The following is a 15,943-nucleotide window of genomic DNA, read 5'->3' as shown; positions in this document are numbered from 1 at the left end:
ATTATAAAAAAAATAGTGCTTTTTTCGTTATACTTTCACTTTCATCGTGACGGCCAGAATTGGTTGCCGGTTTTGTGTGGCAACGATGGTCAGCCCCTTGTTCAGTGAAGGTTACTCATGTCATCCACAACCCAAGACAACGAGACTATCGACTTCGGTATTCTCAACGAACTGATCGGCTACCGCCTGCGTCGGGCCCAGCTGGTGTTTTTCAACAACTTTGCTGTTGCCTGTAACGATCTGGGGATCAGCCCCGGTCTGTTCGGAGTGCTGGTGATTGTGGCGCGTAATCCGGGCCTGACCCAGACCGCCATTGCCCAGGCGCTGGGCAACGATCGCTCGGCCATGGTGGCTGCGGTCGACAAGCTCGAAAAAATGGATCTGGTAGAACGTCGTCCATCCCAGAAAGACCGTCGCTCCTACGCCCTGTACCTCACCGAACACGGTGAAAGTTACTATCAGGTGATTGAAGCCCGAGTGCAGCAGCACGAAGCCGATTTCTACGGCCTGCTGAAAGAAGGCGAAAAAGAATGGCTGATCGACATTCTTTCCCGCCTCACCGAATCCCGTTCGGATGCGCCTGCCTGCGAGGAATAATTACCCCGCCGCCAGTGCCGCTTGCCGATTCTGAACCTGCCGCTGCAACCAGCCCGGCAGGGTCAGACCGGCAATCACCAGCAACATCCCGCCCATCTGCACATTGGTCAGCGGCTGACCCAGCGCCAGGCCGACCAGCGCCGCAAACACCGGCACCAGGTTAAAAAACAGCGCTGCTTTGGCAGGGCCCAGTTGCGCCGCACCCTGATTCCAGAACAGATACGCCACCACGGTTCCGAACAACGACACATACACCAGCAGCCAGATGCTGTGAGTGCTCAGCTGCTGCAGTTCCGGCCATGGGTGTACAGTCGGATCAAACAGGCTGAAGAACGCAATCGCCAGACTGCCGGACACCATGGTCAGCAGGGTGAACTGCATCGACGGCAACCAGTGGTTAACCCGTTGTGACAACACCACAAACAGGCTCCAGCAGAACATACCCAGCACAATCAGCAGGTCACCATGATTGACCCCTTGCTGCTGCAGCAGATGCAAATCGCCACGGGTAATCACCAGCGCCACACCACTGAGGCCCATCAGCAGACTGGCCCACTGCCAGCCGGTTAACCAGCGTCTGGCCATCAGCGCTGCCAGTACCGAGGTGGTTAACGGATTCAGCGCCATCACCAGTGCCGCGTTGGTGGCATCGGTATGGGGCAGGCCTTCGAACAGTGCGAGGTTAAAACCGCCGACGCCCAACACCCCGAGTAACGCCAGCGTTACAAACTGGCGTGGTTGCAGTTTGACCCAGCGTGTCTGGCGCGCCAGCAGATACAACGCCAGGCAGACCGACGCCAGCAGAAAACGCCAGATCACCAGCGACAGGCCGGAGATCTCCTGCAGAATCATTTTGGCCAGCGGAAACACGCTGCCCCAGAAAAACACACACACCAGCAACATCAGCATGGCCGAGCGTGCAGGGGTTAATGACGGCATAAAGCACTCTCCCGATGAGCGTAAAACGGATCGTCGTGCCTTTTGGTTGACCTGGGCCGAGGGTATTTGACGAGCAGGGAGTCAGAATATAGATTTCATTTTTATAGTGTTATGGCCAATCCAGGAACCACTTGTTGCAATAATGGAAATTAAATACTCCCTCGATGATTTGTACCTGTTCTGGCACGTCTGCCGCGCCGGCAGCTTCAGCAAGGCGGCGGAGTTGTTGCAGATGCCGGTCTCCACACTCAGTCGCCGTGTCAGTCGTCTGGAGCAGGACCTCGATTTGCGGCTTCTGCATCGGGATGCCCACCGCCTGCAACTCACCAGCGCGGGTGAGCAGTATCTGCAGCGTTGCGGTCCGCTGTTTAACGAACTGGGCCAGGTGTCTGCGAGCCTGGATCAGGAAGCGCGTGACGCCAGTGGCCTGATTCGTATTACCGCGCCGGTCGGTGTGACCCGTTATTGGCTGGGGGAAATGCTCAATCGCTTTTTGCAGCAGTATCCGGCCATTGATATCGACCTGATGTTGTCCAACAACAACCTCGATATGGTCGCCAACCAGATCGATCTGGCCATTCGTGTGGGGGATCCCGGACTGGATAACTGGATTGCGCGGCCGCTGATGGATTTTGGTTTTATCCTCTGCGCCGCCAGTCAGCGCCCGCAATGGCAGGCGCTCAGCCATCCGCGTGAACTCGACCAGCAACCGCTGGTGGCGGTCAGCCCGATCATCAACTGGGATCTGGAAACCACTGACGGCCAGCAGCACTATCGGGTGCTGCCAGCGGCCAATACACGGGTGCGGGTCAACGATTACGACATCGCCACCACCGCCGTCAAAAACGGTCTGGGGATAGGTTTGTTGCCGTGCTGGCTGGCCTTGCCAGCGATTCGGCGTGGCGAACTGGTGCGGGTATTACCGCAGTGGCTGGGCCTGCGGCGGCAGTCGTGCCTGTTGTATCGGGATCGGGATCACCAGCCGTATCGGCTGCGCTTGCTGATCGATTTCCTGCTGCAACAGGCGCAGCAGGAGCCGACTCTGGAGGAATGGCTGGAGCATTAGTCGGATGCCGATCAGCCAGGCACTTTTACGCTTTTACCGTCATCGGATTAACGTGAGCGGCCCGACGCCCGACGCCCGACGCCCGACGTCCGACGTCAGGCGCTTCGCGGCTATTCGGCTTGTTAATTGGCCTGGCTGTTTGCCCTCTTGGGGGACCTTGTCCCCTGGCCGGGCGGGCCTCCCCCTGCTGAGCCCGACTGGGCTCGTGCCTCCGGTATTCCCCGACAACAGCTTTCGACCCCGACCCGATGGCACGTCCCTGTGCCAACGGGTCTGGCGGGGCATCCATGCCCCGGCCGGGTCGGCTGTTGCGGTGAATTCCGGCTCGCCCAGATGGGCATTTTGTAGCCACCTTCGGTGGGCAAAGCCGGTGTTGATGGATACTTTCTCGTTCCCACGCTCCTGCGTGGGAATGTTGTGCTGGTGGTTTGGGTCTGGATGCTGTTCTTCCGACACCCGACACCCGACACCCGACACCCGACACCCGACACCCGACGTCCGACGTCTACTCAGCTTGTTAATTGGCCAGGCTGCTTGCCCTCTTGGGGGACCTTGTCCCCCGGCCGGGCGGGCCTCCCCCTGCTGAGCCCGACTGGGCTCGTGCCTCCGGTATTCCCCGACAACGGCTATTCGACCCCGGCCCGATGGCACATCCCTGTGCCAACGGGCCTTGCGGGGCATCCATGCCCCGGCCGGGTCGGCCGTTGCGGTGAATTCCGGCTCGCCCAGATGGGCAATTAACGGTAGCCAGCTGCGCTGGGTGAAATCGTTTCAAATTGATGCTTTGTTGTAGTATGGGTATTTATGCCCACAAAAATCGCACCCGACGTCCGACGTCCGACGTCCGACGTCCGACGGCTATTCGGCTTGTTATTTGTCAGCTACGCTGGGCAACGTCGGCAATCTATGTTGGGCGTTATCGCCGAGGCGTTATCCGCCGTCTGGCCGGGCGCGGGCGACGTCACCGATATGCACAATGATGCGCCATGCCAGAACCGCGCCCCACAGCAGCAGGGTGGTATTGGTGATCGGCATCAGCAGATCCAGACTCAGGCCGAGGCGTGGCAATAACATACCGGCGGCTACTACCAGTATGACCAGCGCCGGCAGCAGTACTACCAGTGCCCGGGTGCTCACCACAAAACTGATACTGAACAGACGCTCGGCCAGATACTGTCCCTGGCTGCCACCGTTGGCGCGATAACTGCCCAGCAACACTGCCATCAGCAGCACCAGATCCAGCGCCGGACGAATCAGATCACTGGAGGACGGCGTGCTGACATGTGGCAAAAACGGCGACAGCTCGATAAACAGCTGTGCCAGCAGCAGATAACTGCCGATATAAATCAGCACAGCCCGCTGGCTCAGACGGTTGTGGATAAGATCCTGTTTGAGGGCGCGGATATTCCAGTAGTACATAAGCTTCCTTGAGTTGAGTCCGTCCGGGCAGGTGTGACATTTTGGATGGGTATGACAGGCCGAATCTGACCTGAGGCAAGTCCCCGCTGCAAGGCATTTGTTTTCACCAGCGCCAGCCCCCATATTGGCGCCAGATCGAATTCACCGGAGATTCTGACGATGCCTACCTACGATTACCGTTGTGAAGCCAATGGCCAGACCTATGAAGTCCACCATTCCATGAGCCTCAGCCCGAAAACCTGGGCCGAACTCTGCGATGCCGCCAACCTGCCACTGGATGCCAGCATTCCCGCCGACAGCGCCGTTACCCGTTTGCTGAGTGCCGCCGGGGTCGTGAACAACCGCGTATTAAAAAATCCCGAAGCCCCGGCCTGTGCCCGTGGTGGTTGCAGCGGCAGTTGTATGGGCTGAACCGCAAACGGCGGATTATTCCTCGCCGTTTTCCATCCGTCGGCTCTGTTCCCGGAAGCAGTCAATCAGGCTGCGCAGCAGCGGATCAGGGCTGCCTTCATCGCGCCAGCACATGCCCACCGCGCCATCGGCGTGTTCAATCTGCATATCCAGCGGTACAACAAGGCCGCGCTCACTGAAGTGACGGGCCACGCGCTCCGAGCTGATCGACAGCATGTTGCTGTATTTGATCAGCCACAGGTTGGCGATCTGGGATGACGACTCCACCTGCGCCGGTGCCGGTTTGCGGCCCGCGGCGGTGAGGGCCATATCGAGTTTGGCGCGGATCGGGGTGCCATCAGGCCAGACGATCCATTGATAGTTATAGAGATCATCCCAGCCCAGATCACTGCGCCCGGCCAGCGGATGGCCGGGGCGGGCCACAACCCGCAGGCGTTCGCTGTACAGAATCGCACTCGATAGCGTCGGCCGTGGCCGATAGTTATCCATACGTCCCACCACCAGATCGAGTTTGCCCAGCTCCAGCTGCGCCAGCATTTCGTTCATGGTGCCTTCCTCAACTCGCAGGCGAATCTGCGGATGCAATTCCATAAACCGCATCATGGCCGCTGGCACAAATGCCGGTGCGGCTGCCGGTGAGGTGCCAATCGACAGAATCCGGCTGCCGCCCTGGCGCAAAGCGTTGACGTCCTGACTGGCACGATCAACCTCCGACAGGATTCGACGGGCATGCTGGATCATGACGTCCCCCAGTGCCGTCGGGCGCAGACCGCGGGCATGGCGCTCGAATAACGGTGCGCCAACATCGTCTTCGAGTTCTTTCAGCCATTTCGACAGCCCCGGCTGGGTAGTGAAACTGTGGCGTGCCACATCACTGAGGCTGCCGCTCTCGGCCAGTTCAATCAGCAAGGCAAGGTGTTTCAGGCGCAACTGTTTGGTCCAGTTCAAGGTATAACCTCAGCTATATAGCTCTATCGTAAAGCATCATTATTCGAACTAGGTTGAAGAGGTCAATAATCGTTTGTGTCAACCAAGGGTGTGCGCAACCGTCGCATCCACCGACCGCCCTGCAGCAGGTCAGGACCGGAGATAACAACAATGCAGCTTTACAGTTTTTTCAACAGCTCAACGTCTTACCGGGTGCGAATTGCCCTGGCGTTGAAAGGCCTCAGTTACGCCTATACCGGCGTCAATATCCGTACCGGCGAACAACGCCAGCCCGACTACACCCGCCTGAATCCGGGCAAGGGTGTGCCACTGCTGGTGGATGAACAGGGCAACCACATCAGCCAGTCGATGGCGATTATCCAGTACCTCGACGACACCCATCCGCAACCGCGCCTGATCCCGCAGGAGCCACTGGCACGCGCTCGTGTACTGGAGGTGTCGAACCTGATCGCCTGCGACATGCACCCGGTCAACAACCTGCGCATTCTCGGTTATCTGGCCCGCGAACTGGGTGCCAGCGACCAGCAGAAACAGGACTGGTACAGCCACTGGATTCGTGAAGGTTTTGACGGCGTTGAAGGTCTGCTCGAGCGTCATGGCTTTGGTCGTTGCTGCTTTGGTGACGAACCAACCCTCGCCGATGTGTGCCTGGTTCCACAGGTCGCCAACGCTCTGCGTATGAACTGCGATCTCAGTGCTTACCCACGGATCATGGCGATTTATGAACATTGCCAGCAGCTGCCAGCGTTTATCCAGGCAGCCCCGGCCAACCAGCCTGACGTCATTCGTTAAGGCGATTACCACTCGCCAGGCGGGTGGACCCCGAAGCCGTATCGCAACAATAACAACAGGAACAACAGGGCGCTGAGCCCGGTTCAGAGGAATAACAAGATGCACGAACTCGGAAAACTCGAAGACCTGCCGCTGCAATATCGTGAAGATCTCAGCAGCCGCAATCTGGTGCCGTTGTGGCCAAGCATGCGTGCCGTATTGCCACCGCATGTTCCGACCCGCAATACCCGTCCTCTGTGCTGGGACTATGAATCCGTGCGTCCACTGCTGTTGCAGGCCGGTGAACTGACCCCGATGGAAAAAGCCGAGCGCCGTGTGCTGGTGCTGGCCAACCCGGGTCATGGCCTGGAAAACATGCAGGCCACGCCGAGTATTTATCTCGGTCTGCAGCTGATCCTGCCGGGTGAAACCGCCCCTAACCATCGTCATACCCCGAATGCCGTCCGGGTGATTGTTGAGGGTGAAGGCGCTTTCACCACTGTGGATGGTGAGCCATGCCGTATGGAGCGTGGTGACCTGATCCTGACCCCGTCCGGCAAATGGCACGAACATCATCACGAAGGTCAGGGCCCGATTGTGTGGCTCGATATTCTCGACCTGCCGCTGGTGTATCGCCTTGAAAGCTCGTGGGCGATGGAAGGTGAAACCCAGCAACTGCGCTCCCAGCGCGACAAATCCTTTGCGGAATACAGCGCCGCTGGTGTGGTGCCAAACACCGGCTTCCAGCGCGGCAGCAGCAACAGTCCGATGCTGCGTTATCCATGGGCCAAAACCCGAGCCTGTCTGGTGGAAATGGCCGCCGAATATGCCGAGGGCATGCTCAGCATCAGCTACGTAAACCCGGAAAACGGCAACAGCCTGTTCCCGAGTATTGGTTTTGGTGCACTGATGCTGCGTCCGGGGGAAACCCTGGTGCTGCCAAAACGTACCTGCCCGGTGGTGTTCCATGCGGTGGAAGGTGCAGGCCAGCTCAAAGTGGAAGGTCATCCGGCTGCCACTGACCCGCTGGTTTGGATCGAGCGCGATACCTTCTGCGCACCGGGTTACACCCAGCTGACCCTGAGCAACGCCTCTGCCACTGAACCGGCGTTCCTGATCACTGCTGACGAAGCACCGCTGCACCGTTACCTCGGCATTTTCTGAGTGGCTGACCGGTACCTGACCGGTAAATGAATAACTGCGCGGCAGCCCGGCTGCCGCGCCAACCCGATATCGATAAACGAGAGATTTACCATGAGCCAATTCCTGTTCCCGGCCCGCGAGCCAGTCACCACGGCCATCGCTGGTACCGAAACCCGTTTCCCGGTGAATCGCATTTTCTGCGTTGGCCGTAACTATCTGGCCCACGCCGCGGAAATGGGTGTGGCCGTCGATAAGAACACGCAGGAACCGTTCTACTTCCTGAAAGACGCCAGCAACCTGGTTGCCACTGGCAGCACCGTGGTTTACCCACCAAAAACCGCCAACTACCACTACGAGATGGAATTTGTGGTTGCCATTGGCAAGGCCGGTTTTGAAGTGGCCGAAGCCGATGCGGATGAGCTGATTTACGGCTATGCCTGCGGCCTCGACATGACCCGTCGAGACCTGCAGCTGAAAGCCCGTGAAACCGGTCGGCCATGGGATCTGGGCAAGAACTTCGAAGAGTCTGCGGTGATCTCCCCGATTGTGCCAAAAGCCGAAATCGGCCTGATCAACAGCGGCAAGATCGAACTGAAAGTGGGTGACGAAGTTAAGCAGAGCTCCGATCTCAACCTGCTGATCTGGAACGTCCGCGAAGTGATTGCCCACCTGTCACAGTTCTACCACCTGCAGCCAGGCGACCTGATTTACACCGGTACGCCAGAGGGCGTAGGCCCGGTAGTGGCGGGTGATGTGATCACCGGCAGCATTGATCAGGTTGGCAGCATCAGCCTGACCATCGCCTGAGCGACTGTCGCGCAGCACAGGGCCGGTTACCACCAGACCGGCCCGAACGACAACGGAACAGACAACAAGACCACACCAACAACAATAAATAAGGCTTTTGACATGACTGCATCACTCAGCTTTTTCCGCAAAACCCTCTCCAGTGCCGTACTGGGTGTATCGCTGATGGCGGCCACTCTGGCAGCTCAGGCCGAAACCCTGCGTATGGGCATGGTGACGCCACCCAGCCATATCTGGAATCAGGTGTCCGAACGTTTTGATAACAACCTCCAGCAGGAAACCGCCAAGGACATGAAGATCAAGATCTTCCCGCTGTCCAAGCTGGGTGGTGAACAGCAGATGATCGACCTGCTGCAATCCGGTGGTATGCAACTGGCGGTACTGACCGCCGGTGTACTGTCGAACCGCGAACCGTCTATTTCCGGCTGGTTCCTGCCGGGTCTGTTTGATGATGTGCGTGACGCTGCCGATGCCGCTCACAAACCACAAGCTCAGGCCATGCTGCAGAAACTCGAAGCCCACAAGCTGGTGGGTCTGGGGTACACCTTCGCCGGTATGCGCCATGTGTTGTCGACCAAACCGATGGATTCCGTCGATGACTTTGCCAACAAGAAAATCCGTTCTTTCCCGAACCAGGTGTTTAACGATTTCTGGCAGGAGCTGGGTGCTGCACCAACCGCCATGCCGATTTCCGAAGTATCCCAATCGCTGACCACCAACCTGCTCGACGCCGTCGACGTTGACCTCGATATCGTGGTGGGCATGAAGATGTACCAGCAGGCACCCAATCTGACCCTCACCAATCACATGGCTTTCCCGGGCATTGTGGTGGCCTCCAAAACCTGGTGGGACGGTCTGAGTGATGCCCAGCGTGCACAGGTGAAAAAAGCCTTCGCGGAAGCAGAAAGCTGGGGCTTCGAGAAACAGGCCGAAGCTGAAGTCAGCAATCTGGATGTACTGAAAAAAGCCGGTGTGACCATTGTGCCGTTCGACAAGGTCAGCCTGCAGCCAGTGATGAACAAGATCAACGGCCGTTACATGTCCGAAAACGCAGACATCAAGGCGTTCTACGAAGAAAACCGCTGATCTCTCCACCGTTATTTTCGCCAGACCATAACAATGCAGGCCGCTGGCAGCGGACCTGTTAACCCGCTGCGCTCCAGGATGGAACCGGCATCGCCCTGTGGAATGTTCTTGTGGATATTGCGCATGGCGGTGCCGGGCGTGGCTGATCGGGATGCCCCGAGGTACTCATGCTCACACAACTGGATTCTTTTGACTCTGTCGTTGGCCGCTCTGAACGCTGGCTGATGATTGCGCTGACGGCTGCTCTGACCCTGATCCTGTGCGTACAGGTGATCCTGCGGTATTTCTTCAACAGCCCGCTGTTCTGGGCCGAAGAAGTATCGGTACAGATTCTGATCATTATTTCCTTCCTCGGGGCCAGTTACCTGATTCATGCCGGCAAGGCGGTACGGGTCGATTTCCTGCTCAACATCCTGCCAGCACCGGCGGCCGGTGTGCTGATGCGGGTACTGGATCTGGTCGGGCTGGTGGTGCTGGTTCTGCTGTGTTACTACGCCACCGAGTGGATTCAGCGTCCGGAAATTCGCGGCGACATCTCCCCGACAACCGGTATTCCACGCTGGTACAACTACTCCGTACTGGTGTTTTCGTTTTACTGCATGGCGTTTCACCAGCTGGTGAAACTGCTGGTTCCTGCCAAAGCCGCCAGCCCGGTGGGTTTACTGGCAGGCAGCAATAACCAGAACTCTGGTGAGGCACGCTGATGATTACCCTGATTGTCTTTTTTGTGGCCCTGCTGGTGGGCCTGCCGATTTTCCTGACCCTGATTCTGGGTACCCAGGTATTCCTCGGCGAAACCGATATGACCCTGTTGCTCAGTTCTCTGCCGATCCAGCTGTACGGTTCACTGAACCAGAACGGCCTGCTGGCGATTCCGCTGTTTATGCTGGTGGGCGAGCTGATGAACAAAGGTGGCCTGACCTCACGCCTGATGAACGCGGCCGATGTGTTTGTGGGTGGCTTCCGCGGTGGTATGGCGTACGTCAACCTGCTCACCAATGCCATGGCAGCCTCGATTCTGGGTTCGGCCACGGCACAGATTTCGGTGATGAGCCGTCTGATGATTCCGAGCATGGTCGAGAAGGGCTACAACAAGGAATTCTCAGCCGCGGTCACCATTGCCGGTGGTTTGCTGGGGCCGATTATTCCGCCGTCGATGCTGATGATTATTTACGGCGTAGTGGCGTACCAGCCGATTTCCGATCTGTTTATTGCCGGTATCCTGCCGGGCATCCTCATCATTTTCGGCTTTGCCAGCGTGATTTTCCTGACGGGCCTGATCAAGGGTTTGCCATCCGGTGAACACATCCAGCACAAGAACGTTCGCAAGGACCTGATCGACGGCTTGTTGCCGGGCACCATCCCGGTGGTGGTCATCATCTGCATCATCACCGGTGTGATGACGCCAACCGAAGCCGGTGCCATTGCCTCGGTGATGTCGTTTCTGATCGGAATGCTGGTGTACAAATCCATTCGTTTTGCCGATCTCGGTGAGATATTTGCCTCGGTTGCCACCAGTACTGCCACCATTACCGGACTGATTGCCGCCGCCTCGATTCTGGGCTGGGCGCTGTCGTTTGAAGGGGTGCCGGACGAGATGGTGGACTGGATTTCCGGCCTCACTGAATCTCCGTGGGTATTCCTGATGCTGGTGTATGCGCTGGTGATTGTGCTGGGCATGTTCCTCGAAAGTATTGCCGTGATGATTGTGATTGTGCCGATCCTGCTGCCGGTGGCGCAGAACTTCGGCATTGATCCGATTCACTTTGGTGTGGTGATCAGCCTGGCGACCCTGATTGGTCTGGTTACACCGCCCGTTGGGCCGGGTTTGTACATCGCCATGACCACCGCGGAATTACCCATGATGGCGCTGTTCCGGGCCATGATTCCGTTCCTGCTGGCGATGGCCGTTTGTATGGTGATTATCGCGCTGGTGCCGGAGTTGTCGTTGTGGCTGCCGAGCCTGATGCAGTAAGACGTTTGTTATTCTGACTCCTCATTTACAGCGGCTGTGGCCGCTGTTTTTTTATGTGGCGGGGCATCCATGCCCCGGCCGGGTCGGCCGTTGCGGTGAATCCCGGCTCGCCCAGATGGGCATTTGGCGGCCACCTTCGGTGGGTTAAATCGGTGTAAATAGATGCTCTGTTGTAGGGTGGGCATTTATGCCCACAAGATCCGACTCTACGTCTGGCGTCTGGCGTCTGGCGTCTGGCTCATGCTTTTCGTCCGACGTCTACTCGGCTTGTTAATTGGCCAGGCCGCTTGCCCTCATGGGGGACCTTGTCCCCCGGCCGGGCGGGCCTCCCCCTGCTTTTGCCCGGCTGGGCTCGTGTCTCCGGTTTTCACCGACAACGGCGTTTCGACCCCGACCCGATGGCACGTCCCTGTGCCAACGGGTCTGGCGGGGCATCCATGCCCCGGCCGGGTCGGCCGTTGCGGTGAATCCCGGCTCGCCCAGATGGGCATTTGGCGGCCACCTTCGGTGGGTTAAATCGGTGTAAATAGATGCTCTGTTGTAGGGTGGGCATTTATGCCCACAAGATCCGACTCTACGTCTGGCATCTGGCTCATGCTTTTCGTCCGACGTCCGACGCCCGACGCCCGACGCCCGACGCCCGACGCCCGACGTCTACTCGGCTTGTTAATTGGCCAGGCCGCTTGCCCTCCTGGGGGACCTTGTCCCCCGGCCGGGCGGGCCTCCCCCTGCTTTTGCCCGGCTGGGCTCGTGTCTCCGGTTTTCACCGACAACCGCGTTTCGACCCCGCTCAGATGGCACATCCATGTGCCAACTGAGCTGGCGGGGCATCCATGCCCCGGCCGGGGCGGCCGTTGCGGTGAATCCCGGCTCGCCCAGATGGGCATTTGGCGGCCACCTTCGGTGGGTTAAATCGGTGTAAATAGATGCTCTGTTGTAGGGTGGGCATTTATGCCCACAAGATCCGACTCTACGTCTGGCATCTGGCTCATGCTTTTCGTCCGACGTCCGACGCCCGACGCCCGACGCCCGACGCCCGACGCCCGACGTCTACTCGGCTTGTTAATTGGCCAGGCCGCTTGCCCTCCTGGGGGACCTTGTCCCCCGGCCGGGCGGGCCTCCCCCTGCTTTTGCCCGGCTGGGCTCGTGTCTCCGGTTTTCACCGACAACCGCGTTTCGACCCCGCTCAGATGGCACATCCATGTGCCAACTGAGCTGGCGGGGCATCCATGCCCCGGCCGGGGCGGCGGTTGCGGTGAATCCCGGCTCGCCCAGATGGGCATTTGGCGGCCACCTTCGGTGGGTTAAATCGGTGTAAATAGATGCTCTGTTGTAGGGTGGGCATTTATGCCCACAAAAAATCGTGCCCAACGCCCAACGCCCGATCCGAACGCGGCCCGGCCCGACGCCCGACATTTTTATCAGCAGCCAATGGCTTTTTGCTCTGGCTCAGCTTTACGAGCGTTTTTGGTAAGACAGCCGGATTGTCAGGTGAATTTGTAGCAAATCATGGGTAACCTGCCTGCTCTGACCCGTATTGGTCCATTTGGCAGGGAGGCCATGGGCACATCGTTGCTGTGAGTTCACGAGGTAAACATGACCCTTTCTGTTCGTCTTGCTGGCGGTCACCGCCGTTTGCTGGCTTCCCTGATGGTGGGGTTGGTCGGTTTTGCATCCAGTGCTGTTGAAGCGGCTTCCCTGAAAATCGGTATGGTGTCGCCACCGGGGCATATCTGGAATCAGGTGTCTGACCGTTTTAACGATAACCTCGAAAAAGCCAGTAATGGTCAGTACCACATTCGTATGTCGTCGCTGGCGAAGCTGCAGGGTGAGCCGGAAATGATCGCCCAGTTGCAGACCAACAACATGCAGCTGGCGATTCTGACCGTAGGCAGTCTGGCCGGGTTTGAACCGGCGTTTACCGGCTGGTACATGCCGTACCGCTTTGCCGATGTGACCGCGGTGGCGAAGGCTACCCGTAACGAAGACGCCCGCAATATGCTGACGTCACTGAACGAGCATCAAATGGTGGGCCTGGGTTATGCCTTGTCCGGTATGCGTCAGGTGATTTCAGTGAAACCGGTGCAGTCGGTTGCTGATTTCAAGGATATGAAAGTCCGTGCTTTCCCGGCTCCGGTATTCCAGGACTGGTGGAAAAACCTGCAAGCAACTCCCGTGCAACTGGCCATCAGTGATGTAGCGCCGGCGCTGGCTGCCGGTCAGCTGGATGCGGTTGATGTTGACCTCGATATGGCCGTTGGCCTGCAGCTCTACAAACAGGCGCCGAACCTGCTGTTCACCAACCACATGGCGTTTCCCGGTGTGATGGTGGCGTCGCGCAAGTGGTGGGATGGCCTGTCGGATGCTGATCGCAAGATGGTGACCAAAGCCTTCCAGGAAGCCGAAAGCTGGGGCTTCCAGAAACAGGCCGAAGCGGAAGTGGCCAACCTCGCACACCTGAAAGCCGAAGGTGTGAACGTGGTGCAACCAGACCTGCAGGGTTTCCAGCAGGTGGGTGACAACATCGTTAAACAGTACAGCACGGCGACTCCGGCGATTGGTCATTTTATTACCAACGTTCAATAACTCTGCCGTAATGCGTGTGGCAGGTATCAACAGGATGCCTGCCAGCCTCCCGGACGGCGTGTAAACTGCTACACCTGACAGTAGTGATCCAACAAACAGGTGGCGGCGGTGAATCAGGTCTGGGCGGCGTTATTTCTGATCGGTATTGGTAGCACCGCCCTGCAGTGGCTTGGGGGTGATACGGCGATTCTCGCCGCGGTGGTCAAGGCCATGTTTGATATGGCCAAACTGGCGGTGGAGATTTCCCTCGGCCTGATTGGCCTGCTGGCGTTGTGGTCGGGCTTGTTCCGGATCGCCGAACAGGCGGGTCTGATCGAACGTCTGAGCCGTGGCCTGTCGCCGCTGTTTTTACGTCTGATGCCGGAGGTGCCCGCCGGACATCCGGCCCAGGGCGCTATTTGCATGAATCTGGCTGCCAACATGCTGGGGCTGGATAACGCCGCAACCCCGCTGGGCATTCGTGCCATGCAAGAGCTGCAAAGCCTCAACCCCGTCAAACACACCGCGACCAATGCCCAGATCCTGTTTCTGGTGCTGAATACCTCGTCGGTGACCCTGCTGCCGATTTCGATTTTTATGTACCGCGCCCAGCTCGGTGCCGCTAATCCTACCGATGTGTTTATTCCGATTCTGCTGGCCACCTGCGCCTCGACCATGGCCGGTTTGCTGGCAGTGATGGCGATTCAGAAAATCCGTGTGGATGCGGTGATTCTGGCGTTTCTGGGGGGGCTGGTGGTGCTGATCAGCGCCTTTGTGTACTGGCTCAGCCTGTTACCGGCCAGCGCTCTGGGGCCGGTGTCGGAACAACTGGCCAACGGTTTGTTGTTGGCCATTGTGGCGTTGTTTATTGGGGCTGGCTGGGCCCGCAAGGTGCCGGTTTACGAGGAGTTTGTGGCGGGTGCACGCAGTGGATTTGAAACCGCGGTGCAGCTGATTCCGTATCTGGTGGCGATGCTGGTGGCGATTGCCCTGTTCCGTGCCAGTGGTGCGCTGGAATGGCTGCTGGATGGTATTCGCTGGTTATTGGGGTTGGTCGGGCTGGCGACCGGTTTTGTCGATGCCTTGCCAGTGGCCTTTATGAAACCGTTCAGCGGCAGTGGTGCGCGGGCGCTGATGCTGGATGTGATGAACCAGCAGGGGGTGGATTCACTGCCGGGGCGCATTGCCGCGATTATGCAGGGCTCTACCGAAACCACGTTTTACGTGCTGACAGTGTATTTTGGTGTGGTCGGCATTACCCGTATGCGGTATGCCCTGTGGGCCGGGTTGTTGTGTGATCTGGTCGGGTTAACCACCGCCGTGCTGGTGGGTATCTGGTTTTTTGGTTAACCCGTGGTTTTGCCACGATCAGGCTTTTGGCAGCGTCCAGTTCCAGCGCAAGGCGCCAAAGCGCAGCAGGGTAACGGTGATTGCGGTAATCGCCGCCGCCAGGTTGGGATCAACCCGGTGCCACATGGCGACGTACAACAACGCACCGACCCAGCTGGCGGTGGCATACACCTGACATTTGAATACCTGTGGTTCTTCGTTCAGCAGAATATCGCGCAGGATGCCACCGGCCACACTGGTAATCACTCCCATAAAGCTGGCAACCACCCAGTCGGTGTTCATCATCAGCGCCGCGTGTGTACCGGCCACGGTAAACAGCCCGAGAGCGATGGCATCGGGAATTTCAAAACGGTTGGCCGACAGCTCGATCTTGCGCGCCACAAAAAACGTCGCCAGTGCTCCCAGCCACACAAACACCAGGTTGCTGGAATCGGCAATCCAGAACACCGGACGGTCAAGCGCCACATCCCGCAAGGTACCGCCACCCAGGGCGGCACAAAATGCCACCATCAAAACCCCGAACAGATCAAACTGCTTGCGGCGGCAATCAATCACGGCGGCCGCGCCGGATGCCACCGACGACAACAGCGTTGACCAGTACAGAATTGACAGGGTAGTAGGCGAAAATTCCATGGGGAACCATTCCGGCGGCGATCACGAGAGGGGAGAAAAAGGAAAGGCTCGATGGTCGTTATCTGCGGGGGAGAACGGTCGAGCCTGAACTGCAGTGTAGTCAAAGCCAAACCATTTGTTGCTCGGAAATTGAACGCTTCCGGAGTGTTTACCTCGCCAGAGTGGCGGAAACGCAGTGGTTAATGCCGGTTTTGGGCAAATACAGGCTGAGTGCCCAAAACATCGTCCTGGAT

Annotated in this window: 15 protein-coding genes; 11 read left to right on the top strand and 4 right to left on the bottom strand. The window is 58.3% G+C overall.

Features of this window, described 5'->3' with window-relative positions:
- The first annotated feature begins 117 nt into the window (after positions 1-117).
- The gene (locus OUO13_RS19925; RefSeq protein WP_283175663.1) at positions 118-597 is read left to right on the top strand and encodes a MarR family winged helix-turn-helix transcriptional regulator; all 480 of its coding nucleotides are present in this window, start codon (positions 118-120) and stop codon (positions 595-597) included.
- Here the strand turns inward: OUO13_RS19925 and OUO13_RS19920 are convergent, their stop codons facing one another.
- Positions 598-1,536 (bottom strand): DMT family transporter, encoded by a 939-nt coding sequence (locus OUO13_RS19920; RefSeq protein WP_283175662.1) that lies wholly within the window; start codon positions 1,534-1,536, stop codon positions 598-600.
- Between the two features lie 142 nt (positions 1,537-1,678).
- Between OUO13_RS19920 and OUO13_RS19915 the strand changes: the two genes are divergently transcribed.
- Positions 1,679-2,602, top strand: a complete 924-nt coding sequence (locus tag OUO13_RS19915) for a LysR family transcriptional regulator (protein WP_283175661.1) — start codon at positions 1,679-1,681, stop codon at positions 2,600-2,602.
- A gap of 930 nt (positions 2,603-3,532) precedes the next feature.
- Here the strand turns inward: OUO13_RS19915 and OUO13_RS19910 are convergent.
- The gene (locus OUO13_RS19910; RefSeq protein WP_283175660.1) at positions 3,533-4,021 is read right to left on the bottom strand and encodes a hypothetical protein; all 489 of its coding nucleotides are present in this window, start codon (positions 4,019-4,021) and stop codon (positions 3,533-3,535) included.
- A 159-nt stretch (positions 4,022-4,180) separates the two neighbouring features.
- Between OUO13_RS19910 and OUO13_RS19905 the strand changes: the two genes are divergently transcribed.
- Positions 4,181-4,432, top strand: a complete 252-nt coding sequence (locus OUO13_RS19905) for an FmdB family zinc ribbon protein (RefSeq protein WP_283175659.1) — start codon at positions 4,181-4,183, stop codon at positions 4,430-4,432.
- 15 nt (positions 4,433-4,447) lie between these two features.
- On the opposite strand, the gene OUO13_RS19900 is transcribed toward OUO13_RS19905, so the two are convergent.
- Complete coding sequence (locus tag OUO13_RS19900) at positions 4,448-5,380, bottom strand: LysR family transcriptional regulator (protein WP_283175658.1); 933 nt, start codon at positions 5,378-5,380, stop codon at positions 4,448-4,450.
- Positions 5,381-5,530: 150 nt separating this feature from the next.
- Here OUO13_RS19900 and maiA point away from each other — a divergent pair, with 150 nt between their 5' ends.
- The 8 genes from maiA to OUO13_RS19860 all read left to right on the top strand — a co-directional run bounded on the left by maiA (position 5,531) and on the right by OUO13_RS19860 (position 15,077).
- Positions 5,531-6,172 carry a maleylacetoacetate isomerase gene (gene maiA / locus OUO13_RS19895; RefSeq protein WP_283175657.1) on the top strand — a complete coding sequence of 214 codons (642 nt, stop codon included), beginning with the start codon at positions 5,531-5,533 and terminating at the stop codon, positions 6,170-6,172.
- 99 nt (positions 6,173-6,271) lie between these two features.
- Positions 6,272-7,315 carry a cupin domain-containing protein gene (locus OUO13_RS19890; protein ID WP_283175656.1) on the top strand — a complete coding sequence of 348 codons (1,044 nt, stop codon included), beginning with the start codon at positions 6,272-6,274 and terminating at the stop codon, positions 7,313-7,315.
- A gap of 90 nt (positions 7,316-7,405) precedes the next feature.
- Positions 7,406-8,101 (top strand): fumarylacetoacetate hydrolase family protein, encoded by a 696-nt coding sequence (locus tag OUO13_RS19885; protein ID WP_283175655.1) that lies wholly within the window; start codon positions 7,406-7,408, stop codon positions 8,099-8,101.
- Positions 8,102-8,203: 102 nt separating this feature from the next.
- Positions 8,204-9,187, top strand: a complete 984-nt coding sequence (locus tag OUO13_RS19880; protein ID WP_283175654.1) for a TRAP transporter substrate-binding protein — start codon at positions 8,204-8,206, stop codon at positions 9,185-9,187.
- A 167-nt stretch (positions 9,188-9,354) separates the two neighbouring features.
- Complete coding sequence (locus tag OUO13_RS19875; RefSeq protein ID WP_283175653.1) at positions 9,355-9,891, top strand: TRAP transporter small permease; 537 nt, start codon at positions 9,355-9,357, stop codon at positions 9,889-9,891.
- Positions 9,891-11,162: a TRAP transporter large permease gene (locus OUO13_RS19870; protein WP_283175652.1), complete on the top strand. Its 1,272-nt coding sequence runs from the start codon at positions 9,891-9,893 to the stop codon at positions 11,160-11,162. The genes OUO13_RS19875 and OUO13_RS19870 overlap by 1 nt, the downstream gene beginning before the upstream one ends.
- Positions 11,163-12,758: 1,596 nt before the next feature.
- Positions 12,759-13,748, top strand: coding sequence for a TRAP transporter substrate-binding protein (locus OUO13_RS19865; RefSeq protein ID WP_283175651.1), 990 nt, complete (start codon positions 12,759-12,761; stop codon positions 13,746-13,748).
- Between the two features lie 108 nt (positions 13,749-13,856).
- Positions 13,857-15,077, top strand: a complete 1,221-nt coding sequence (locus OUO13_RS19860; protein WP_283175650.1) for a nucleoside recognition domain-containing protein — start codon at positions 13,857-13,859, stop codon at positions 15,075-15,077.
- 18 nt (positions 15,078-15,095) lie between these two features.
- Here the strand turns inward: OUO13_RS19860 and OUO13_RS19855 are convergent, their stop codons facing one another.
- Positions 15,096-15,710: a trimeric intracellular cation channel family protein gene (locus OUO13_RS19855; protein WP_283175649.1), complete on the bottom strand. Its 615-nt coding sequence runs from the start codon at positions 15,708-15,710 to the stop codon at positions 15,096-15,098.
- Positions 15,711-15,943 lie beyond the last annotated feature (233 nt).

The sequence above is a fragment of the Parathalassolituus penaei genome (assembly GCF_026626885.1).
GTDB lineage: Bacteria > Pseudomonadota > Gammaproteobacteria > Pseudomonadales > Oceanobacteraceae > Oceanobacter > Oceanobacter penaei.
This window is presented reverse-complemented; position numbering and strand designations above follow the sequence as displayed.